The organism is Streptomyces sp. NPDC043726 (genome assembly GCF_056436565.1).
In genome coordinates this window covers 47,908-68,858 of sequence record NZ_JBWKCI010000020.1, presented here as the reverse complement: position 1 = coordinate 68,858, position 20,951 = coordinate 47,908, and the positions used below count along the sequence as shown (strand labels likewise).

15 protein-coding genes are annotated in these 20,951 nt (G+C 73.3%); 7 read left to right on the top strand and 8 right to left on the bottom strand.

Features of this window, described 5'->3' with window-relative positions; genetic code table 11:
* Positions 1 to 7: 7 nt before the first annotated feature.
* Positions 8 to 1,207, bottom strand: a complete 1,200-nt coding sequence (locus AC068Z_RS38920; protein WP_478567302.1) for an MFS transporter — start codon at positions 1,205 to 1,207, stop codon at positions 8 to 10.
* Positions 1,208 to 1,297: 90 nt separating this feature from the next.
* On the opposite strand from AC068Z_RS38920, the gene AC068Z_RS38915 reads away from it, so the two are divergent.
* Entirely contained in the window at positions 1,298 to 2,059 is a 762-nt protein-coding gene (locus AC068Z_RS38915; protein WP_478567299.1) for a DeoR/GlpR family DNA-binding transcription regulator, read from the top strand.
* 275 nt (positions 2,060 to 2,334) lie between these two features.
* Here the strand turns inward: AC068Z_RS38915 and AC068Z_RS38910 are convergent, their stop codons facing one another.
* The 3 genes from AC068Z_RS38910 to AC068Z_RS38900 all read right to left on the bottom strand — a co-directional run bounded on the left by AC068Z_RS38910 (position 2,335) and on the right by AC068Z_RS38900 (position 6,431).
* The gene (locus tag AC068Z_RS38910; RefSeq protein ID WP_478567297.1) at positions 2,335 to 4,728 is read right to left on the bottom strand and encodes an ATP-binding cassette domain-containing protein; all 2,394 of its coding nucleotides are present in this window, start codon (positions 4,726 to 4,728) and stop codon (positions 2,335 to 2,337) included.
* Between the two features lie 97 nt (positions 4,729 to 4,825).
* Positions 4,826 to 5,236, bottom strand: a complete 411-nt coding sequence (locus AC068Z_RS38905; protein WP_478567294.1) for a VOC family protein — start codon at positions 5,234 to 5,236, stop codon at positions 4,826 to 4,828.
* Positions 5,237 to 5,489: 253 nt separating this feature from the next.
* Entirely contained in the window at positions 5,490 to 6,431 is a 942-nt protein-coding gene (locus tag AC068Z_RS38900) for a DMT family transporter (RefSeq protein ID WP_478567292.1), read from the bottom strand.
* Between the two features lie 208 nt (positions 6,432 to 6,639).
* Here AC068Z_RS38900 and AC068Z_RS38895 point away from each other — a divergent pair, with 208 nt between their 5' ends.
* A complete protein-coding gene (locus AC068Z_RS38895; RefSeq protein ID WP_478567289.1) occupies positions 6,640 to 7,644 on the top strand; it encodes an AraC family transcriptional regulator in 1,005 nt (334 codons plus the stop codon).
* 1 nt (position 7,645) lies between these two features.
* Here the strand turns inward: AC068Z_RS38895 and AC068Z_RS38890 are convergent, their stop codons facing one another.
* Positions 7,646 to 8,599, bottom strand: coding sequence for an alpha/beta hydrolase (locus tag AC068Z_RS38890; RefSeq protein ID WP_478567286.1), 954 nt, complete (start codon positions 8,597 to 8,599; stop codon positions 7,646 to 7,648).
* A 228-nt stretch (positions 8,600 to 8,827) separates the two neighbouring features.
* Between AC068Z_RS38890 and AC068Z_RS38885 the strand changes: the two genes are divergently transcribed.
* Entirely contained in the window at positions 8,828 to 9,769 is a 942-nt protein-coding gene (locus AC068Z_RS38885) for a helix-turn-helix domain-containing protein (protein ID WP_478567283.1), read from the top strand.
* A 281-nt stretch (positions 9,770 to 10,050) separates the two neighbouring features.
* Here AC068Z_RS38885 and AC068Z_RS38880 read toward each other — a convergent pair whose 3' ends face one another.
* Entirely contained in the window at positions 10,051 to 10,947 is an 897-nt protein-coding gene (locus tag AC068Z_RS38880) for an AraC family transcriptional regulator (RefSeq protein WP_478567280.1), read from the bottom strand.
* 183 nt (positions 10,948 to 11,130) lie between these two features.
* Between AC068Z_RS38880 and AC068Z_RS38875 the strand changes: the two genes are divergently transcribed.
* Entirely contained in the window at positions 11,131 to 13,842 is a 2,712-nt protein-coding gene (locus tag AC068Z_RS38875; RefSeq protein WP_478567277.1) for a BREX system ATP-binding domain-containing protein, read from the top strand.
* On the opposite strand, the gene AC068Z_RS38870 is transcribed toward AC068Z_RS38875, so the two are convergent.
* A complete protein-coding gene (locus AC068Z_RS38870; protein WP_478567274.1) occupies positions 13,760 to 16,438 on the bottom strand; it encodes an AAA family ATPase in 2,679 nt (892 codons plus the stop codon). The genes AC068Z_RS38875 and AC068Z_RS38870 overlap by 83 nt on opposite strands.
* A gap of 241 nt (positions 16,439 to 16,679) precedes the next feature.
* Here AC068Z_RS38870 and AC068Z_RS38865 point away from each other — a divergent pair, with 241 nt between their 5' ends.
* Together AC068Z_RS38865 and AC068Z_RS38860 are read left to right on the top strand one after the other, a co-directional pair.
* The gene (locus AC068Z_RS38865) at positions 16,680 to 17,651 is read left to right on the top strand and encodes an alpha/beta hydrolase (RefSeq protein WP_478567271.1); all 972 of its coding nucleotides are present in this window, start codon (positions 16,680 to 16,682) and stop codon (positions 17,649 to 17,651) included.
* Positions 17,652 to 17,682: 31 nt separating this feature from the next.
* On the top strand, positions 17,683 to 18,405 hold the full coding sequence (locus tag AC068Z_RS38860) for an alpha/beta fold hydrolase (RefSeq protein WP_478567268.1): 723 nt from the start codon (positions 17,683 to 17,685) through the stop codon (positions 18,403 to 18,405).
* A gap of 117 nt (positions 18,406 to 18,522) precedes the next feature.
* On the opposite strand, the gene argG is transcribed toward AC068Z_RS38860, so the two are convergent.
* Positions 18,523 to 19,962 carry an argininosuccinate synthase gene (gene argG / locus AC068Z_RS38855; protein WP_478567265.1) on the bottom strand — a complete coding sequence of 480 codons (1,440 nt, stop codon included), beginning with the start codon at positions 19,960 to 19,962 and terminating at the stop codon, positions 18,523 to 18,525.
* A gap of 153 nt (positions 19,963 to 20,115) precedes the next feature.
* Between argG and AC068Z_RS38850 the strand changes: the two genes are divergently transcribed.
* Positions 20,116 to 20,943, top strand: a complete 828-nt coding sequence (locus AC068Z_RS38850; protein ID WP_478567262.1) for an MHYT domain-containing protein — start codon at positions 20,116 to 20,118, stop codon at positions 20,941 to 20,943.
* Positions 20,944 to 20,951: the final 8 nt, after the last annotated feature.

The following is a 20,951-nucleotide window of genomic DNA, read 5'->3' as shown; positions in this document are numbered from 1 at the left end:
GGGGCGGTCAGTGACCGGCCGTCGCCGTCTCGCGGGCGCGGTCGGGGCCGGCGCGCAGGACTCCCGCCGCCACGGCGGTGATCGCGCACAGCAGGGTCAGCAGGACGAAGGCGTGGTTCAGGGCGACCAGGTGGGTCAGCCAGCCGATGACGGCGGGGCCGGCGAGCATGCCCAGGTAGCCGAGCCCGGCGACGCGGGAGACGTTGGCGCCCGCGGCGGCGGGATCGGCGTGCCCGGCCGCGCTGAACAGCTGCGGGACGCAGCCGGACAGTCCCAGACCGAACAGCGCCCAGCCGGCGAACGCGGCCCAGATCCACGGGGAGAAGGCCGCGATCGTGATGCCGACGGCGGCCGTGGCCGCGCCGTGGCGGAGGATCGCCAGGGACCCGAAGCGGGCGACGAGGCGGTCGGCGAGCAGTCTGCCGATGGTCATCGTCGCCGCGAAGGTGCCGTACGCGAAGGCGGCGGTGCTCGCGGGGGCGCCGAGGACGTCCTTCAGGTGCAGCGCGCTCCAGTCGTTGGCGGCCCCTTCGCACAGCATGACCATCAGAGCGAGGGCGGCGAGGAGCCGGATGCGCCCGCCGGGGCCGCCGTGCTGTGCGGCCGGAGCCTGCACGGCGTCGGGTACGGCGCCGGGGTCCGGGGCGCCGGCGGCCGGCAACAGGGGGCGGGCCGCTGCCAGGGCGATCACGATGCTCAAGGCTCCTACGGCGGCCATGCCGACGGCCGGGCTCAGGTCGGCGCTCGCCGTGGCCGCGCCGACCAGCGCGGCGAGGACCCCGCCGACGGAGAAGGTGGCGTGGAAGGCGGACATGACGGGTCGGCCGTACGCCTTCTCGACGTACACGGCGTGGGCGTTCATGGCGACGTCCAGGCAGCCGTTGCAGAACCCGAAGACCAGCAGGGCGCCCGCCAGCGTCCACGGGTCCCGGGCCAGGCCGGGCAGGACGAGGGCCGCGCCGCACAGGACCGCGGTGGCGGGGACGACGATCCGCGCCCCGAGCCGGTCGGTCAGCGGCCCGGCCACCCGCATGCCGAGGAAGGCCCCGAGCCCGAGCAGCACCAGGAGTCCGCCGAGGGTGGCGTGGCTGACGCCCGCGCGCTCCTCGATGGCGGGGATGTTGACCACCCAGGTGCCCATCGTGGTGCCGCAGAGGATGAAGTAGACGAAGGTCGCCACTCGGGCGGAGCGCAGCGGGTGATTCATGCCGATCACCGTAATGAACAGTCTGCGTGTTTGAACACTGGTGATTCACACACATTGCTTGTTCGTTTCGGGTGGGGGTTCAATCGCTGCATGAGCAACGCGGACCGACACGGGATGATCGCGCAGGCCGTCCGGGAGGCGGGCCGGAGCACGGTCCAGGAACTCGCCGCGCTGACCGGCGCCTCCGAGATGACCATCCGGCGCGACCTGGACGTACTGGCGGCGCAAGGGGTCCTGGAGCGCGTCCGGGGCGGCGCGCGCACCCTGCTGCTCCGCGGTGAGGAACCGCCCTTCGGGCTGCGCGCGCACGAGGCCCTCGACGCCAAGCGCCGCATCGCGGCGGAGGTGTCCTCGCTCATCGCCGACGGCGAGACCGTCCTCCTCGACAGCGGCACCACCTGCCTGGAGGTCGCCCGGCTGCTGCGGCGGCGGCCGGTCACGGTGATGGCCCTGTCCCTCCAGGCCATCCACGTGCTCGGCGAGGGCCCGGCCCCGGTCACGCTGCTGGTGCCCGGCGGGCAGCCGAGGGCCGCCGAGGGAGCCCTCACCGGCCCCCTCACCCTCACCTCCCTGGCGGCCCTCCGCTTCGACACCGCCGTCATGGGCTGCTGCGGTCTGAGCGCGGCCGAGGGCCTGACCGCCTACGACCTCGACGACGCGGCGGTGAAGAAGGCCGCCCTGGCCTCCTCGCGCCGCGTCGTCGTCGCCTCGGACGGCGGCAAGCTCGGCCGCACCGCCCACGCCCACGTGGGCGCCGCCACGCTCCTGGACACCCTCGTCACCGACACCTCGGCACCGGCCGAGGAGGTCACCGCGCTCGAGGACGCGGGCGTCGTCGTCAAGGCCGTATGACCGAAAGCCGCATGACCGAAAGCCGCATGGCCGAAGCCGCATGGCCGAAGCCGCATGGCTGAAGGCCGTGTAACCGAAGGCCGTGTAACCGAAGGCCGTGTAACCGAAGGCCGTGTGACCGAAGGCCGTGTGACCCCGAAGACCTTGTGACCCCGGAGCCGCATGACCGCAGGCCGCATGACCGCAGGCCGCATGACCGCAGGCCGCATGACCGCAGGCCGTGCGGCCGGAAAGCGGGATGGCCGCAAGCCGTACGACCGTCGGCCGGTCCCGGGTCAGGCGCCGACGTACTCCGCGAGGTGCTCGCCGGTGAGGGTGGAGCGGGCGGCGACCAGGTCGGCGGGCGTGCCCTCGAAGACGACCTTGCCGCCGTCGTGTCCCGCGCCCGGACCCAGGTCGATGATCCAGTCGGCGTGGGCCATGACGGCCTGGTGATGCTCGATGACGATGACCGACTTGCCGGCGTCCACGAGCCGGTCGAGCAGGCCGAGCAGTTGCTCGACGTCGGCGAGGTGCAGACCGGTCGTCGGCTCGTCGAGGACGTAGACCCCGCCCTTGTCGGCCATGTGCGTGGCCAGCTTCAGCCGCTGGCGCTCACCGCCGGACAGCGTGGTCAGCGGCTGGCCGAGGGTGAGGTAGCCGAGGCCGACGTCGGCGAGCCGGCTGAGGATGGCGTGCGCGGCGGGGGTGCGGGCGTCGCCGGAGCCGAAGAACTCCTCCGCCTCGGTCACCGACATCCCGAGCACCTCGCTGATGTCCCGGCCGCCGAGGTGGTACTCCAGCACCGAGGCCTGGAACCGCTTGCCCTCGCAGTCCTCGCACGGGGTCGCGACGCTCTGCATGATCGCCAGGTCGGTGTAGATGACGCCGGCGCCGTTGCACGTGGGGCAGGCGCCCTCGGAGTTGGCGCTGAACAGGGCGGGCTTGACGCCGTTGACCTTGGCGAAGGCCTTGCGGATCGGTTCGAGCAGTCCGGTGTACGTCGCCGGGTTGCTGCGCCGGGAGCCGCGGATGGGGCTCTGGTCGACGGAGACCACGCCCTCGGCGGCGGGGATCGAGCCGTGCACCAGCGAGCTCTTGCCGGAGCCCGCCACGCCGGTGATGACGGTCAGCACGCCGAGCGGGATGTCGACGTCCACGTCCCGGAGGTTGTTGGCGCTCGCGCCGCGGATCTCCAGGGCACCGGTTGGCTTGCGCACCTCCTCCTTCAGTGCGGCCCGGTCGTCGAGGTGGCGGCCGGTGACGGTGCCGGAGGAGCGCAGGTCCTCCAGGGTGCCCTCGAAGCAGACGGTGCCGCCGGCCGATCCGGCGCCGGGCCCGAGGTCGACGATGTGGTCGGCGATCGCGATGGCCTCCGGCTTGTGTTCCACGACCAGCACCGTGTTGCCCTTGTCGCGCAGCCGCTTGAGCAGGTTGTTCATCCGCTGGATGTCATGGGGGTGCAGACCGATGGTGGGCTCGTCGAAGACGTAGGTGACGTCCGTGAGCGAGGACCCGAGGTGGCGGATCATCTTGACGCGCTGGGCCTCGCCGCCGGACAGGGTGCCCGAGGGCCGGTCCAGGGCGAGGTAGCCGAGGCCGATCTCCACGAACGAGTCGAGGGTCTGCTGGAGCGCGGTGAGCAGCGGGGCCACCGAGGGCTCCTTGAGCCCGCGCACCCACTCCGCCAGGTCGCGGATCTCCATCGCGCAGGCGTCGGCGATCGAGATCCGCTTGATCTTCGAGTTGCGGGCGCCCTCGCTGAGCCGGGTGCCGTCGCACTCGGGGCAGACGGTGAAGGTGACCGCACGCTCGACGAAGGCCCGGATGTGCGGCTGCATCGCCTCCTTGTCCTTGGACAGGAAGGACTTCTGGATCTTCGGGATGAGGCCTTCATAGGTGAGGTTGATGCCGTTGACCTTGACCTTGGTCGGCTCGCCGTAGAGGAAGGCGTGCATCTCCTTCTTGGTGAACTTGCGGATCGGCTTGTTCGGGTCGAGGAACCCGGACTGGGCGTAGAGGCCGACGGTCCACTGGCTGTCCGACTTCCAGCCCGGAATGGTGAACGCGCCCTCGGCGATCGACTTGGAGTCGTCGTAGAGCTGGGTGAGGTCGATGTCGGAGACCTTGCCGCGGCCCTCGCAGTGGGTGCACATGCCGCCGGTGCGCTCGAAAGTGGCCTTCTCGGCCTTGGTCTTGTCGCCGCGCTGCACGGTGATCGCGCCGCTCGCCTTCACCGAGGCCGTGTTGAAGGAGTACGCGCTGGGCGGGCCGATGTGCGGCTTGCCGAGGCGGCTGAAGAGGATGCGCAGCATCGCGTTGGCGTCGGTGGCGGTGCCGACCGTGGAGCGCGGGTCGGCTCCCATGCGCTGCTGGTCCACGCTGATCACGGTGGTCAGACCGTCCAGCACGTCGACCTCGGGGCGGGCCAGGTTCGCCATGAAACCCTGCACGAAGGCGGGGTAGGTCTCGTTGATCAGCCGCTGCGACTCGGCGGCGATCGTGTCGAACACCAGCGAGCTCTTGCCGGATCCCGACACGCCGGTGAACACCGTCAGCCGGCGCTTGGGGATCTCGACGTCGACGTCCTTGAGATTGTTCTCGCGGGCGCCGTGCACACGGATCAGGTCGTGGCTGTCGGCGACGTGCGGCTCGGGCGACGGCGTGTCTTTCTTGGTGGCCCTGCTCATCGTGTCTCCGTCTCCTCTGGGTCGCCTGGCCGGATCCGACCGGCTTCGAACAGTAATCGAAGGTCTGCTTGATCGCCGCGAGAAACGGCTATGCCCGTCAGACCTGCTGCTGGATGCGGATCATGTTGCCGGAAGGGTCGCGGAAGACGCAGTCACGGATGCCCCAGGGCTGGTCGACGGGTTCCTGGACGACCTCGGCGTCGGTGGCCTGGAGCCGGTCGAAGGTGGCGTCCACGTCGGCGGTGGCGAGCAGGATGAGGCCGTAGGTCCCCTTGTCCATCATCTCGGTGATGGTGCGGCGCTCCTCGTCGGAGACGGCGGGGTCGGCGGCGGGCGGCGTGAGCACGATCGAGGTGTCGGGCCGGCCGAGGGGTCCGACGGTGATCCAGCGCATCGCGCCCTGGCCGACGTCCTTGCGGACCTCGAAGCCGAGGAGGTCGCGGTAGAAGGCCAGGGAGGCCTCGGGGTCGGTGTGCGGAAGGAAGCTGGCGTTGATGGTGATGTCCATGCCCGCCACGCTAGCCAGGGCCCGGCGGCGCGCGCTTCTCCGATCCTGACCGGTCCGCTACGGCGTGACGGGGCGCTCGAAGGAGGTCTCCAGGACGACGCCGGCCCGGGTCCCGCTCACCCGTCGATGGCGTGGATACGGCGGGGCACGTCCTGGAGTTCCCGCGAAGCCCCGCCGACCTCCGCCGGGGCGACCTCGACGGTTGTCGCCCGGACCGGCGGGCACAGGTTGTGCCCGCCGGTCCGCTCGCCGGCTAGGCAGGCAAGGTCAGCAGGACGAGTCCCGCCGCCAGGACCGCAAGTCCGCCCCAGGACGCGGCCGGGAGGCGTTCGCCGAGTACGGTGACGCCGAGTACCGCCGCCACCGCGGGCTCGGCCAGCGTCAGTGTGGTGGCCACGGACGCGGGCGTACGGCGCAGTCCGCGTCCGAACAGCCGGTAGGCCAAGTACACGGTGAACAGGGCGAGATACCCGGCCACCGCCGCACCCCGGCCGGTGGCGAGCCACGCCGTGCCGGCGAACAGGACGACGGGCAGCACGAGCAGTCCGGCGGCGCCGAAGAGCAGGCCCATCACCGCGTCCGAGGAGTGTCCCCGGCCGATGAGCCCGCCGCCGATCAACGAGTAGACGGCGTACGACAGTCCGGCCACCGCGGCGAGCGCGATGCCCGTCGGGTCGACCGGAGTGGCGTGGCCGGTGAGCCCGGGGCCCGTCACCAGCAGGGTGCAGCCCAGGACGGCGGCCGTGGTGGCGGCCGTCCAGCGTGCGGTGGGCCGGGCCTGTCCGGTGATCCAGCCGAGCAGTCCGGCGAAGACGGGCGCGCTGCCCAGCGCGATCACCGTGGCCACGGCCACGCCGGTGGACGCCACCGCGGGGTAGAAGGTCACCGGGTACCCGGCAACCGCCAGTACGCAGAGGAGGAGCAGCCCCCGCTCGCGGCGCGTGCAGGCGGACGGCAGCCTGAACGCGCCGCCGGAGGTGAGGAACAGCAGGATTCCGCCCAGGGTGAGTCCGGCGCAGCCGATGGCGGCAGCCGGGGTGCCGGCCGGGGCCAGCGAGCTCGCGGTGCCGGTCGTGCCCCACAGCACGGCCGAGGCGAGGATGGGGGCGGGTCCGCCCAGGAACCGGGAACGGGTGGGGCGCGGGCCGATGGCGGCCGGGCGCGCGGGAGTCAGCGAAGAAGTACGGTTCGGCACTGTCGTGTGGTCTTCCGTCGTCGAATGCGTCTGGGAGCCGATTCGAAACGGGCGCACGACACGAGCCCATGACCGCCCTCAGGGCCGGTCGGGGCCGGGAATCGAGCCGCAGGTGTCCGCGCCCGTCAGGCGCAGAGCGGCGGCAGAACGACGTGCCAGTAGGTGTTCACGCAGGGATCTTATCCGATCACCCGATGGCCTCGAATCCGTGCAGAATGGCCACAAGCACAGCTGTATTGGGGGGTCCGTGCTGCTCTTGGATCTTGCGACAGTGCCGCCTCGTGAGCGGCCCGAGGCTTTTCGCCATGGCCTGACGAACGATCTGGTGCCCAACGACGTGTTCCACGAGGAACCGGAGACGGGCATGCACGCGCGCCTGGAACTGTGGCAGGTGGGCGACCTCACTCTGCTGTCCGCCCGCAGTTCGGGCTTCGAGGTGCGGCGGACCGAGCGTCATGTGCATCACCATCGGAGCAATCCTGTGGTGGCCGTCTCGCTCCAGCCCGAGGGCACCCACCGCGCCGAGGTGGCCGGCCGGCGTCGCCTGCTGGGCGCTGACGACATCTGCGTGTTCCACGAGCTGTCGGTCCGCAATTACGGCTGGTCCGGCGACGGCGCCTCGCACTCGATGATGATCGACATGGACCGCCTCGGCGTGCCCGTGGACACGGTGGAGCAGGCCTCGCTGCGGCTTCGCGCGAGCCCGATGCACGACCTCGTCCTGAACCATCTGCGGACGGTGTTCCGTGATCCGGGCCGGCTGCAGAACGACCCCGGCGCCGAGGCGCTGGCCGGCGCCACCACCGAGCTGGTCCGGGCGCTTCTGCTGTCCGCGGCACACGCCGAGGACAGCGACCCGGTCCGCTCGGTCATGGACGACACCCTCCTGACCCGGGTCATGGCCTACGCCCGCCGGCACCTGGCGGACCGCTCGCTGACGCCCGAGCGGATCGCGGCCGAGCACGCCGTCTCGGTGCGCAGGCTCTATCTCCTGCTCAGCGCGGCCGGGATCAGCCTGGAGCAGTGGCTGATCACCGAACGGCTGGCGAAGGCACGGCGGATGCTGGCCTCCACGCGCTACGACCGGCTCACCGTAGCCGCCGTGGCCACACGCTGCGGCTTCAGCAGCCCCAGCCACTTCAGCCGCCGCTTCCAGGCGGCGTACGGGGTGACACCGAGCGAGTGGCGGGCGCACCGGAGCCAGGGCGCCTGACTCACAGGGAGTGCAGGGCGGCGTGCAGGGTGTCCGTCACCTGGATACGGGCCGCCCTGGACGCGTCCGTGTCGCGCAGCCGGTCGAAGAGCACGAACCCGTGGATCGTGCCGTGGTACCGCACGCACACGACGGGGACGTCCGCCGCCCGCAGCCCCGCCGCGTACGCCTCTCCCTCGTCGCGCAGCACATCGGCCTCCGCGGTGAGGACGAGCGCCGGCGGCAGTCCGCGCAGCGTGTCGCCGGTGGCGCGCAGCGGTGAGACGGTGGCCTGCGTCCGGGTCTCCGGGTCGGGCGCGTACCGCCGCCAGTAGGCCGACATGGCAGCCCGGCTCAGGAAGTACCCGGTGGCGAACTGGCGGTAGGAGGCGGTGTCCATCGCGGCGTCGGTGACGGGGCAGACCAGCACCTGGTGGCGGAAGTCCGGTCCGCCGCGCTCTCGCGCCACGAGGGTGAGGGCGGCGGCCTGGTGGGCGCCCGCGCTGGCGCCGACGACCGCCAGCCTGGTGCCGTCCAGTCGCCATTCCTCCCCGTGCCGTGCCAGCCAGCGGGCGATGGTGTACGCCCGTTCGACGGCGCCCGGGTGGCAAGCGTCCTCCGGCAGGTCGTACTCGGGCACGACGACGGCGGCGTCCGCGCCGAGGACCAGGTCGGCCAGGAGGCGCCGGTGCGCGTAGGCGTCGGTCAGCATCCAGCCGAGGCCGTGCAGGTACAGCACCACCGGCAGGTCCTCGCCGCTGTCCGCCGGGCGCAGGATGCGCACCCGGATCCTGCGGCCGCCGTCGCCCGGCAGGGCCAGCCACTCCTCCTCGACATCGGGCTCGTCGGCGCCGTCGCCGTTCCACAGCGCGGCCATGCGCGCCCGGGAGTCCGGCCAGGGATGCCGTCGGAGGAAGTCCCGTGCCGGCCGTTCCAGGACAGGCTCCCGCTGCGCGGCGCGAACGTCGTCAACCACCGGAGCTCCTGCGCGTGGGGGGCGATCACGAAGGAACAGCCTAGAGGCCGGAGACGGGCGCACGAGGGGGCTCCCGGCACCGATCCGTGCCGCTGCGTGCACACTTCGCGCGGCGCGCCCGGGGAAGTGCAGTCATTTGACCTAATGCCCGCGTACAGGACCGCCACAGACTCGTGTCACGGACCGGGGGAACACCTCCCCACCACTGGACGGCTGAAGGGAGCCCTTGTGAACGCTCTGTCCGGGACGATCCTCGCGCCGGGTGCCGGGGTGACGGCCGCGCTGTCGGCTTGGCTCACGCCGGTCGAGGCCGAGGAGACGGAGCAGGCCGACCGCGGCGACGAGTACGTGACGCTGCATCACTTCGGCTACGTCCGCATGATCACCTGCGTGGCGGGGCCGCTGCGGCTGCGGCGACGGCCCGGGGCCGGGGAGTCGGAGGCGGCGGTGGCCCTGGTGCTGCCGCGCTCGGGGACCGCGGAGGTGTCCCAGGACGGCCGCGCGACCTGCCTGGAGAGCGGGCAGATGGCCCTGCTGGACCTGCGCCGTGCCTTCGCCGTGCGCCTGCCGGACCGGGCGGCGCGGGTGCTGCTGTTCCGTCTGCCCGGTCACGCGCTGCACGCCCCGGCGGCCTCGCTGCGGTCCGCGACCGCGCGCCCGCTCACGCCGTCGGCGGACCCGTTGCCGCTCGTGCTGCGGCATCTGGACGAGACGGCCGCCCGGTTGCCCGCCCTGGTGGGTGAGCGGCTCGGCGGCATGGTCACCGATCTGGTGGCGGGCCTGGTCGACGAGCTGGCGGAGGAGTCCGCCGGGCCGGGGCAGCCGGGGCAGCCCCATCTGCTCCTCGCCGTACGCCAGTACGTCGAGCGGCACTTGGGCGACCCCGACCTGTCCGCCGAGCGCATCGCGCGGGCGCATCTGATCTCGGTGCGCTATCTGCACCGCCTGTTCGAGGGCGAGGGGATCACGGTGGGCCGGCTGATCCAGCGGATGCGGGTCGAACAGTGCGCCCGGGAACTGAGCCGACGCGGCAGGGTGAGCCCTTCGATCGCGGTGGTGGCGGCCCGCTGGGGCTTCCGCAGCGCGGCTCACTTCAGCCGCGCCTTCAAGGCGGTCCACGGCTGCTCACCACAACAGTGGCGCAGAACCACGAGCACGGAGTCGGCCTGAGGCCGGTCGCCGTGGCCGTGGCCGTGGCGTGAGGTTGCCTGAGCCGCGGACCAGGAGACCGGACCCGGCGGGCACGGGTGTCAGCCTGGAAGCCGGGAACCCTGGCCCGGTGGGTGGACCGTGTGCCACCACCGCGTCAGCGGCCTGCCTGCGGACCCGGACGGCCGGCTCGGCCGACCCGGCATCAACCGCACCGGGATCCCGGAGGACGGACCCGGCAGACCCACCGCGTCGGCGTCTGCCCGGGCCACGAACCGGCGGGCTGGTCCGCGGGCACGGAGTCAGCTCGAAGGACGGATCCGGCCGTCGCGCCAGTCGCTCGGGGACATCCCGTACGCGGCGCGGAAGCTGCGGCTGAAGTGCGTGGCGCTGGCGAAGCCCCAGCGTCGTGCCACCGCCGACACCGTGAGGTCGGCGCGCCCGGGCCGGGCCAGCTCCCGCCGGGCCTCCTCCAGGCGGCGGTGCTGGATCCATCGGCCGATCGTGCTGCCCTGGCTCTCGAAGAGCCGGTGCAGATAGCGCACCGAGATGTGCTGCGCGGCGGCCACGCTGGCGGGCGTGAGCCGCCGGTCCCACAGATGCGCGTCGACATGCGCCCGCACCCGCCGCACCAAGTCCTCCCGCTCCTGCCCGCCCTGCGCCGGAGCACCCTCCCGTGACCCGCCGTGGGCCAGAGCGTCACCCCGGGGCCCGGCGTCCCGAAGCCCGCCGCCCCGAACGCCGCCGTCCCACGGCCCGCCGTCCTCCGCGGCCAGCAGAACCACCAACTCGGCCACGCTGCCCGCCAGCTGAAGGCCCACCCGCTCGCCGCGCACGTCCGTGAGCTCGCGCAGGACTCCGCCGAGCAGCGGCGCCACAGGGCCCTCGGCCGACGGCGCCCGGGCGGTCAGTGCCCACACCTGACGGTCCGTGAGCGCGAGGGTGCGTCTGGGCAGCCGTACGAGATGGAGTGTGTAGGGCTCGGACTCGTGCAGGACGAAGGGGGCCGCGCCGACGAACAGGTCACCGGGGCGGCAGGGCTCGGGGTTCCCGTCGCGGACCAGGGTCGCCCGGCCGGCGGTGTGGAGGCCGATCACGACGTGGCCGGCGTCGGGCTCGTGAGCGAGGGTCCCCGCCGCTCCCCGTGTCGTGCTCACCCTGAGGAACCCGAAGGTGCGGTCCTGCGCTGTGGAGTTCATGGGGCCCCCTGGTCCGTGCGTGTGCTCCACCTCAGCTTGCGGCCTGCTCCACCGCAGGTGAGAGGGGGTTCGGCGAGCTGTGCGGGCAGGGGCAAGAGCCCTGCACGGTGAGGCAAGCCGCCGCTGCCACCGTGGTGCCGAGGGCACGCGGAGCGGTCGCGGCCCCGCGGCTGAGGAGCGGCCTTGGGGAACTCACCGGACGACACGACGCTCGTCGGGCGGCGGCGCGAACGGGAGCTGCTGGAACGGTCCCTGGAGAACGCCCGGTCCGGAGCGGGCGGTTCCGCGACCGTGCTGCGGGGTGAGCCCGGCATCGGCAAGACCGCCCTGCTGGACTGGACGGCGGAGCGCGCCGAGCGGGCCGGGTTCACCGTGCTGCGCGCGGCCGGCGGGGAGTCGGAGCTGGGCATCGCCTTCGGCGTCCTGCGGCAGGTACTGCGGCCGCTGCGGGCGAACTCGCGGGCGCTGCCCCCGCGCCAGCGCCTCGCTCTGGAACGGGCTCTCGGGCTGCGGGAAGGTTTGCCCCCGGACGGCTTCATGGTCGGTGCCTCCGCGCTGGCCCTGCTCGCCGAGGAGGCGCGCCACCGCCCGGTGCTGGTGCTGGTGGACGACCTGCACTGGGTGGACTCCTCCAGCGCGGCCGTCCTGGTCTTCCTGCACCAGCGGATGCCGGGCCTGCGGTCGGTCATGGTGTGCGCGAGCCGGCCCGAGGGTTCCGCGCTGGACGGCTGGCCCGCACACCCGGTGGACGTGGAGGCCCTGTCCGGCGAGGACGCCCGGGCGCTGCTGCGGCAGTGGCATCCGGGGCTCGCGGCGGCCACCGCGGAGCGGGTGATGACCGAGGCCGCCGGCAATCCGCTGGCCCTGGCCGAGCTGCCCGGCCAGCTGGCGCACGAGCACCGCAGGGGCATCGCCCCGCTGCCGGAGCGACTGCCGCCGGGGCAGCGGCTCGAGGCGCTGTTCGCCCGGCGGCTGCGGGCGCTGCCCCCGGAGGCCGCGCGGCTGCTCCTGCTCACCGCGCTGGACGGCACCGCGGGCTCCGTGGGCGAGCGCGGTGAGCCGGAGCTGGACCGGGTGGAGGCCGAGGGGCTCGCCCGGCTCGACGACACCGGGCGGCTGGTCTTCCGGCATCCGCTGGTGCGCAGCGCGGTGATCGCCTCCGCCTCCGAGGCGGACCGGCGGGCCGCGCACCGGACGCTGGCCGGGCGGCTGCGCGAGGACGACCCCCGCCGGCTGCTGCACGAGGCGGCCGCCGCCGAGGGCCCGGACGAGCCGCTCGCCGCCCGGCTCCAGGAGGCCGGCACCCGGATCGCCCTGCGCGGCGGAGACGCGGAGGGCGCGCTGCTGCTGGACCGCGCCGCCGCACTCAGCGTCGACCCCGCCCACCGGGCCCGCCGGCTGACCTGGGCGGCGGCGATGTCGGCCCGGGGCGGCCGGCTGGCGTACGCGGCGGAGCTGGTCGAGGAGCTGAAGCGGGGACCGGTGCCGCGGGACATCGCGCCGCTGTTCGCCTACACGGTGGTGTACGTCGACCAGAGCCACCACGTCGACTTCACCTCCTCCTTCGAGCTGCTGCCCGACGCGCTGGACGCGCTGACCGCCCCCGGCGCCCCGGCGTACGGCGACCTCGTCGAGCAGATGGCCTTCAAGCTGCTGCTGGCCTCCGCCTACACCGGCGACCCACGCGGCCGGCGGGCCCTCGAACGGCACCGGGAGAGCCTGTCCCCCGCCGCCCGGCTGTGCCACCGGGCCTGGGCGGACCCGCCGCGCACGGCCCACGGCGCGGAGGCGGAACTACGGGCACTGGCGGCCCGTACGGCCGCCGGGGGCGAGGCCGGGAAGGCGTGGCTGCTGCTGTGGACGGCGACCGCGGTGGACGCGGCCGACGCGGACCTGCGCCGCCCCTTCGCCCAGGACCACGCCTACGCCACCCAGGGTTCGGTGGCGAAGGCCCGCTGCTACCAGGCGTTCCTGCGCGGCGACTGGAACACCGCCGAGGAGTGTCTGCGCGAGGCGGACACCGCCGACGAGCTCGGGTACCACTGCAACGCCCTGCTGTTCCGGCACTACCACGCCCACTTCCTGGCCGGACGCGGTGACGAGCGGGGGCTGCGCGCGGCACGGGCGCGGATCGAGCCCTTGGCGGCGCGGGCCCGGATGCGGTTCGTCACGGACCATCTCCAGCGGCTCGACGCCCTCGCCGCGCTGGCGCACGGACGGTACGAGGAGGCGTACGACCGGCTGCGCGGCCTGCTGGAACCGGGCGCGCTGCCCGACGGAGTCGCCTGGTTCCATCTGCCGTTCTTCGACTTCGTCGTGGCGAGCCTCGGCTGCGGCCGGCCGGCGGAGGCACGGGCACAGGTCGCGGCCGGGCGGGCGGCCCGGATGGACGAGATCAGCGCGCACCACGCCTTCCTGTTGGCCGCGGCGGCCGCACTGACGGCTGCCGACGAGGAGGCGGACGCGGCCTATGCGGCGGCCTACGCGGTGCCTGGTTCCGGTCAGTGGGTCTTCGACCTGGCGCGGCTGCGCCTGGGGCACGGCGCCTGGCTGAGCCGGCAGGGGCGCCGGGCCGAGGCGGACGACGTGCTGCGCGCCGCGGCCCGCACCTTCCAGGAGCTGGGGGCCGTTCCCTGGGTCGAGCGGTGCGAGGACGAACTGCGCGCGGAGGACGGCGTGCTGACGGCTCAGGAACTGCGGATCGCCCGGCTGGTCGCGACCGGGCTCACGAACAAGGAGGTCGGCGCCGAGTTGCGGCTCTCCCCGCGCACGATCTCGGCGCATCTGTACCGGATCTTCCCCAAGCTCGGTATCACCTCGCGGGCGGCTCTGGCGCGGGCGCTGCCGAGCGGCGGCTCTCCTGAAGCGCGCGAGCGACTCCGGCCCGGGTGGTGACGCCCAGCTTGGGAAAGATCCGGTAGAGATGGGCGCCGATGGTGCGCGGGGACAGGCCCAGCCGCTCCCCTATTTGACGGTTCGTCAGCCCCTCAGCGGCGAGTTCGGCGATCCGCGACTCCTGGGCGGTCAGCCGGGCGTCGCTTCCGGCCGCCGCCAGCTCCAGGTCCCGACGGGCCTGTCGGGCCCAGGGCGTGGCGCCGAGGCGGGTGAAGATGCGCTGGGCTTCCCTGCTGTGCGCGGCCGCCTGTTCGGGGTGGCCGCGGCGGCGGAGCAGACGGGCGTGCGCGAGGTGGGCGCGGGCGAGCGGGAAGGGCCAACTCCCGGCGCCTGGAAGGGCGTACACGGCGGCGAAGTGTTCCTCGTCCTGTGCCGCCAGCGCCTCGGCCACGGCCACCAGAAAGGCGTGATGCGGCGAGGCGGCGGCGAGCCCCGCCTCCCGGACGGCGCGCAGTCGCTCCCGCGCCTCGTCCTGCCGCCCGCTGTCCACGGCCGCCTGCACCCAGTCCACGAGCGCCAGGTGGGACCAAGGCGTGTCGGCCGCCGGAAGCGCCCGCGCGTGGTGCCAGGCCTCCTGCGTCCGCCCGTGGCCGAGGGCGCCCAGCACCTTGAGCGCCTGGAAACGCTCGGCGACGAGGCGCAGCTGACGCTCCCGGGCCGCCGTGCCGAGGACGGGCTCCAGCTCGGCCAGGCCGGTGAGGTCTCCGCGAGCGGCGAGGATCTGCGCGGTGTTCAGCAGGAACATGGTCTCGTTGAGGGCGTGCCGGTAGGCGGCGGAGGTCCCGGCGCCCTGGCGGGAGACGGCGAGGGACTCCTCCCAACGGCCGTGCAGGAAGTCGTCGTGGGCGCGGAGTCCGGCGACGAAGGCCTGGGGCGCGTAGGCGCGGCTGCGGGCGAGACAGCCGCGCAGGGCGTCGTGCTCACCGACGGCGTCGACGGCGGCGGCCGACCACAGCAGGATCCAGGCGGCGGCGGTCTCCCGCTCCCGGGGCAACTCCCGGACGGCCCGGCCCAGTTCGCCGTACGGACCGGGATGCGGGCCGGTCCACGTCCGCAGGCACAGCGCGGCCGGCCCGCCGGTGTCCGCGGTGTGCCGTTCGACGGCGGCCCGGGCCCGTGTGTCGCCGGTGTGGACGGCGGCGAGAAGAAGCAACAGCAGCATGGCGTCGCGCAGTTCGGCCGTCTCGTCCAGCAGCCCGGGCAGCAGCTCGACCGTGGGCATGGGGTCGCCGTCGAGCTGGAAGCGGGTGCAGGCGAGGGCGTAGGCGTACGCGGCGCGGGGCTCGGGTCGTCCGGGGCGGGCCTCGGTCTCCGCCTCGGTGAGGAGTTCCGCCGCGAGGCGCATCCGGCCGCCTCGGGTGGCCATGACCGCGGCGGCGACCAGGCGTGCGGCCCGGGTCGCCGGGTCCGGGCTGAGCCCGGCCGCTCTGCCCATCAGGCGTGCCGCCGCCGCGTCCTCGCCTTCGGCGGCGGTTCGGTCGGCCTCCTGGTGGACCAGGTCGGCCAGTTCGGCGTCGGTGCCGACGGCGGCGGCCGCCCGGTGCACGATCCGGTGCGGGCTCGTCGCGGGCAGGGAGTCCGCGAGGAGCCGGTGGGCGGCCCGGCGTTCGGCGGGGGTGGCCAGGTGGATCAGGCCCGCGCGGACCAAGGGGTGGCGGAATGCGAGGTGTTCCCCGTCGAGGTGGGCGAGCCCGGAGGCCTCGACGCTCTGCCGGGTGCGTGAGTCCATGTTCCGCACCGGGGCGGCGTGCTGGGCGGGCGGGCCGCCGAGGGCCACCGCCAGCAGCAGGTGCCGGGCCGTCGCCGGGAGGGCGCCCAGGCTGTCCTCGTAGAGCCGTCCGAGTCGTTCACCGAGGGGCAGTTCGTCGAAGAGGTCGGGAATTCCCGCCGCTCGGGGGCCCGCGAGGTAGGCGGGGTGGTCGGTGGCCGCCTTGCGGAGGCGTGCCGGGAGCTCGTGCAGGGCGAGGGGGTTGCCGTCGGCCGCCCGCAGCACGCGCTCGCGCGCTCCCTCGGGGAGCCAGGGATGCAGGGCGCGCAGCAGCCGTTCGGACTCCTGCTCGGTCAGCGGAGGCAGGTCGATCGCGCCCTCGGCCGCCGGATCCCGGGTCGCGCCGACGAGCACCAGGGGCAGTGACGCCGTACGGCCGCGCAGTCGTCGGAAGACGCCGAGGCTCGCCGGGTCGGCCCACTGGAGGTCGTCCTGGAGGACGACGACGGGCCGGTCAGCGGCGGCGCGGGCGAGCAGGGCACGGGCGGCGTCGGCCACGGCCTCGGGGTGGGGAGCGGCGCCGTCGTGGATGCCCAACGCGCTCTCCAGGGCGGCGCGTTGTCCTGCCGGGAGGGCCGGTACGTGCTCCAGCAGCGGCCAGAGCACCTGGTGGAGGGCGGCGTAGGCGAGCGAGGACTCCGCCGCCGCGCCGGTCATCCGCAGGACGCGCAGTCCGGCGCCGAGGGCGGCCGTCCCGGCCTCCTCCAGCAGCGCGGTCTTGCCCATGCCGGGGTCGCCGCGCAGCAGCAGGGACGTTCCCGCTCTCCTGATGCCCGCGAGAGCCGCGCGGATCACGGTGAGCTGCGCGTCGCGTCCGGCCGGCGTCATGCGGTGCCCCTACCCCCTACCCCTCCCGCTGACCTGCCGACGAGCGGGAGAGACCACGATACCCAGCGGTGGCGGACCGGTACGGCTCCCCGCACTGTGGGGAGGGCGTCACCGCGCACGTCCATGCACTGTCGGGAGGGTGGCGGTGCACTCAGGGACAATTCCCGCGGCCCTCCCGTCCTTAGCGTGGTGACGCCCCGCCGGAGAGACCGGCGGAGCCTGCACAACCCGGGAGAGTCACATGTCCGACGCCGTCGAGCCGGTCCAGCCGGTGCTGGAGCCCGCGGCCACCGCTTTCGCCGAGGCCACCGCGAACCCGCCGTACCTCTTCGAGCTGCCGCCCGCCGACGGCCGCAAGGCGGTCGACGAGGTGCAGTCCGGTCAGATCGACAAGCCCGCGATCGACGAGGAGTGGGTCACCGTCTCCGGTGGTCCGACGGGCAGCGTCCGGGCCCGGATCGTCCGGCCCGCCGGGGCCGAGGGCACCCTGCCGGTGATCCTCTACATCCATGGCGCGGGCTGGGTGTTCGGCAACGCCCACACCCACGACCGGCTGGTGCGGGAGCTGGCTGTCGGGGCGAACGCGGCCGTGGTCTTCCCCGAGTACGACCTGTCCCCCGAGGTCCGCTACCCGGTGGCGATCGAGCAGAACTACGCGGTGGCGCGGTGGGTCGTGGCCGAGGGCGCGGCCCAGGGTCTCGACGCGTCCCGGATGGCCGTGGCCGGTGACTCGGTCGGCGGCAACATGACCGCGGCGCTGACGCTGATGGCCAAGCAGCGCGGGGACGTTCCGCTGGTGCAGCAGGTGCTGTTCTACCCGGTGACCGACGCGAACTTCGACACGCCGTCCTACCGGCAGTTCGCCACCGGGTACTTCCTGCGCCGGGACGGCATGCAGTGGTTCTGGGACCAGTACACGACCGACGAGGCCGAGCGCGCCCAGATCACCGCCTCCCCGCTGCGCGCCACCACCGAACAGCTCACCGGGCTGCCCCCGGCCCTGGTGATCACCGGTGAGGCCGATGTCCTGCGCGACGAGGGCGAGGCGTACGCCAACAAGCTGCGGGAGGCCGGGGTCGCCGTCACCGCCGTGCGCTTCCAGGGCATCATCCACGACTTCGTGATGCTCAACGCCCTGCGCGAGACCCACGCCGCCGAGGCCGCGATCACCCTCGCGGTCGGCACGCTGCGCACCGCCCTGCATGCCGGCTGACCGACCCCGACCTACGGAAGTGAGCACCACCATGACCGCACGCCCCGCCCCGACCGTCGTCCTCGTGCACGGCGCCTTCGCCGACGCCGCCTCCTGGTCCGGCGTCGTCGCGGAGCTGCAGAGCCACGGCATCCCCGTAATCGCCCCGCCCAACCCGCTGCGCGGCCTGGCCTCCGATGCCGCGTACGTGGCCTCCGTGGCCGCCCGGATCGACGGCCCCGTGGTGCTCGTCGGGCACTCCTACGGCGGTGCGCTGATCTCCGTGGCGGGCGCCGCCGACAACGTCGTCGGGCTGGTCTACGTCGCGGCCTATGTGACCGACGAGGGCGAGAGCCTCGGTGAGCTTCAGGGGCGTTTCCCGCTCTCGCCGCTGGTCAGCAATCTGCGGGAGGCCACGTATCCGGTGCCGGGCGGTGAGCCGGCGGTCGAGGTCACCATCGCGGCCGAGGCGTTCCCGGAGATCTTCGCCGCCGACGTCCCGTCCTCGGTCACCGAGGTGCTGGCGGTGTCGCAGCGTCCGCTGGCCGCCGGGGCCTTCACGGAGACCGCGTCGGTCGCGGCCTGGCGGACCAAGCCGTCCTGGGCCCTGATCGCCGCCGCCGACCAGGCCATCAACCCCGAGGTCCAGCGGTTCGGCGCCAAGCGCGCCGGGGCGACGGTCGTGGAGCTGGAGGGCGCCTCGCACGCGGTGGCGGTGTCGCGGCCCACGGAGGTCGCGGACCTGATCCGCGAGGCGGTACGCGCCACGCGCTGAGGGCGCGGCTCGTACGGAGGTGACACCACGTGCCCCAGGCAGCGCGCAGCGGGCATGACGCGTGGGCGGGTCCCGTACCGATTCCGGTACGGGACCCGCCCACGCGTGTTCGCGCCGTCAGTCGGTGCCGAACTCCATCGCCGCGTTGTCGAGCAGCTCGTCGCTGTCGGGGCCCTTGCCGCCGGAGGCGATGGCCTCGGCGCCACCCTCGGTCAGGGCGCCGATCAGGCTGGTCGCGCCGGCCTCGACGGCCGCCGACTGCGGGGCGCCGACCATGCCGAGCCCGGCGTACAGCTCCAGCTTGGTGCGGGAGTCGGCGATGTCGAGGTTGCGCATGGTGAGCTGGCCGATCCGGTCCACCGGGCCGAAGGCCGCGTCCTCGGTGCGCTCCATGGACAGTTTGTCCGGGTGGTAGCTGAAGGTCGGGCCCGTGGTGTCGAGGATCGAGTAGTCCTCGCCGCGCCGCAGCCGCAGCGTCACCTCGCCGGTGACGGCCTGGCCGACCCAGCGCTGCAGCGACTCGCGGATCATCAGCGCCTGCGGGTCAAGCCAGCGGCCCTCGTACATCAGCCGGCCGAGGCGACGGCCCTCGTTGTGGTACTGGGCGAGGGTGTCCTCGTTGTGGATCGCGTTGACGAGCCGCTCGTAGGCCGCGTGCAGCAGGGCCATGCCGGGCGCCTCGTAGATGCCGCGGCTCTTGGCCTCGATGATCCGGTTCTCGATCTGGTCGGACATGCCGAGGCCGTGCCGGCCGCCGATGGCGTTGGCCTCCATCACCAGGTCGACGGCGGAGTGGAACTCCTTGCCGTTGATGGTGGTCGGGCGGCCCTGCTCGAAGCCGATGGTCACGTCCTCGGCGGCGATCTCGACCTCGGGGTCCCAGAACCGCACGCCCATGATCGGCTGCACGGTCTCCAGGCTGGTGTCCAGGTGCTCCAGGGTCTTGGCCTCGTGCGTGGCGCCCCAGATGTTGGCGTCGGTGGAGTACGCCTTCTCGGTCGAGTCCCGGTAGGGCAGGTCGTGGGCGACCAGCCACTCCGACATCTCCTTGCGGCCGCCCAGCTCGGTGACGAAGTCCGCGTCGAGCCAGGGCTTGTAGATCCGCAGGTGCGGGTTGGCGAGCAGGCCGTAGCGGTAGAACCGCTCGATGTCGTTGCCCTTGAAGGTCGAGCCGTCGCCCCAGATCTGGACGTCGTCCTCCATCATCGCGCGGACCAGCATGGTGCCGGTGACCGCGCGGCCGAGGGGGGTGGTGTTGAAGTACGCCCGCCCGCCCGAGCGGATGTGGAACGCACCGCAGGTCAGCGCCGCCAGCCCCTCCTCGACCAGCGCCGCGCGGCAGTCGACCAGGCGCGCGATCTCGGCGCCGTAGGTCTTCGCGCGGCCGGGCACCGACGCGATGTCGGGCTCGTCGTACTGGCCGATGTCGGCGGTGTACGTGCAGGGCACGGCACCCTTGTCGCGCATCCAGGCGACCGCCACGGAGGTGTCGAGGCCACCGGAGAAGGCGATCCCGACGCGCGAGCCGACGGGGAGGGAGGTAAGCACTTTGGACATAGCAGAAGTATGCACGACGTCGCATGAACATGCAACGCCCACCCGGGTGGGCCGCCCAGAAGGCACCGCAGGATCGCGAAGGCTTGCTTCACAGGGCTCCCACCCCGTAAACCTTGCACCACAAGCAGCCATGGCTCTGGGGGGAGTTGGCGCATGGAAGGCACGGTCGACGGGTTCCGCTACGGAGCGGTGACCCCGGTGGCGGCCTACTTGATGGCCTGCCTGGGAGGGGCGCTGGGACTGCGCTGCATCGTCCGGTCCCTGATCAACGAACAGTCCTGGAAGCCGGGCTGGCTGGCACTGGGCGCCACCTCGATCGGCTGCGGCATCTGGACCATGCACTTCATCGCGATGATCGGCTTCCAGGTCGAGGAGACCCGGATCCGCTACGACACGGCACTCACGGTGCTCAGCCTGATAGTGGCGATCCTGGTGACCGGCGTCGGCGTCTTCCTCGTGGGCTACCGGGGCGCCGGGGCAGCCTCACTCACCCTGGCCGGCATCGTCACCGGTCTCGGTGTCGCGGTCATGCACTACCTCGGAATGGCGGCGCTGCGGCTCAACGGGGACATCGGCTACGACGCGCCCACCGTCGGCCTCTCGGTGCTGATCGCCATCGGCGCCGCCACCGCCGCGCTGTGGGCGGCGGTGTCCGTGCGTGGCTTCCTCATGAGCCTCGCGGCCAGCCTGGTGATGGGGGTGGCCGTCTCGGGCATGCACTACACCGGCATGGCGGCCGTGCACGTCCATCTCGACAGCTCGGCCGGCGCCTGGGCGGGCGACTCGCCCACCTCGCTGCTGCTGCCCATGCTGCTCGGGCCGATCGTGTTCCTGCTGCTGGCGGGTGTCGTGGTGATGTTCGATCCGCTGCTGGTCCTCGGCGAGGGCGACTGGAACCGGCGCGCGGAACAGGCGACCGCACGCCGGGAGAGCACGACCTGGGGAACCGTCAAAGGCGGTCCCCCGCAGGCCCGTTCGTAGATCGTTGT

What these genes read in the sequence shown, in the direction of transcription:
- AC068Z_RS38915 (WP_478567299.1), top strand. Translation starts at nt 1,298, where the DNA reads ATGAGCAACGCGGACCGACACGGGATGATCGCGCAGGCCGTCCGGGAG.
- AC068Z_RS38910 (WP_478567297.1), bottom strand. Translation starts at nt 4,728, where the DNA reads ATGAGCAGGGCCACCAAGAAAGACACGCCGTCGCCCGAGCCGCACGTC.
- AC068Z_RS38850 (WP_478567262.1), top strand. Translation starts at nt 20,116, where the DNA reads ATGGAAGGCACGGTCGACGGGTTCCGCTACGGAGCGGTGACCCCGGTG.
- AC068Z_RS38870 (WP_478567274.1), bottom strand. Translation starts at nt 16,438, where the DNA reads ATGACGCCGGCCGGACGCGACGCGCAGCTCACCGTGATCCGCGCGGCT.
- AC068Z_RS38905 (WP_478567294.1), bottom strand. Translation starts at nt 5,236, where the DNA reads ATGGACATCACCATCAACGCCAGCTTCCTTCCGCACACCGACCCCGAG.
- argG (WP_478567265.1), bottom strand. Translation starts at nt 19,962, where the DNA reads ATGTCCAAAGTGCTTACCTCCCTCCCCGTCGGCTCGCGCGTCGGGATC.
- AC068Z_RS38860 (WP_478567268.1), top strand. Translation starts at nt 17,683, where the DNA reads ATGACCGCACGCCCCGCCCCGACCGTCGTCCTCGTGCACGGCGCCTTC.
- AC068Z_RS38880 (WP_478567280.1), bottom strand. Translation starts at nt 10,947, where the DNA reads ATGAACTCCACAGCGCAGGACCGCACCTTCGGGTTCCTCAGGGTGAGC.
- AC068Z_RS38920 (WP_478567302.1), bottom strand. Translation starts at nt 1,207, where the DNA reads ATGAATCACCCGCTGCGCTCCGCCCGAGTGGCGACCTTCGTCTACTTC.
- AC068Z_RS38865 (WP_478567271.1), top strand. Translation starts at nt 16,680, where the DNA reads ATGTCCGACGCCGTCGAGCCGGTCCAGCCGGTGCTGGAGCCCGCGGCC.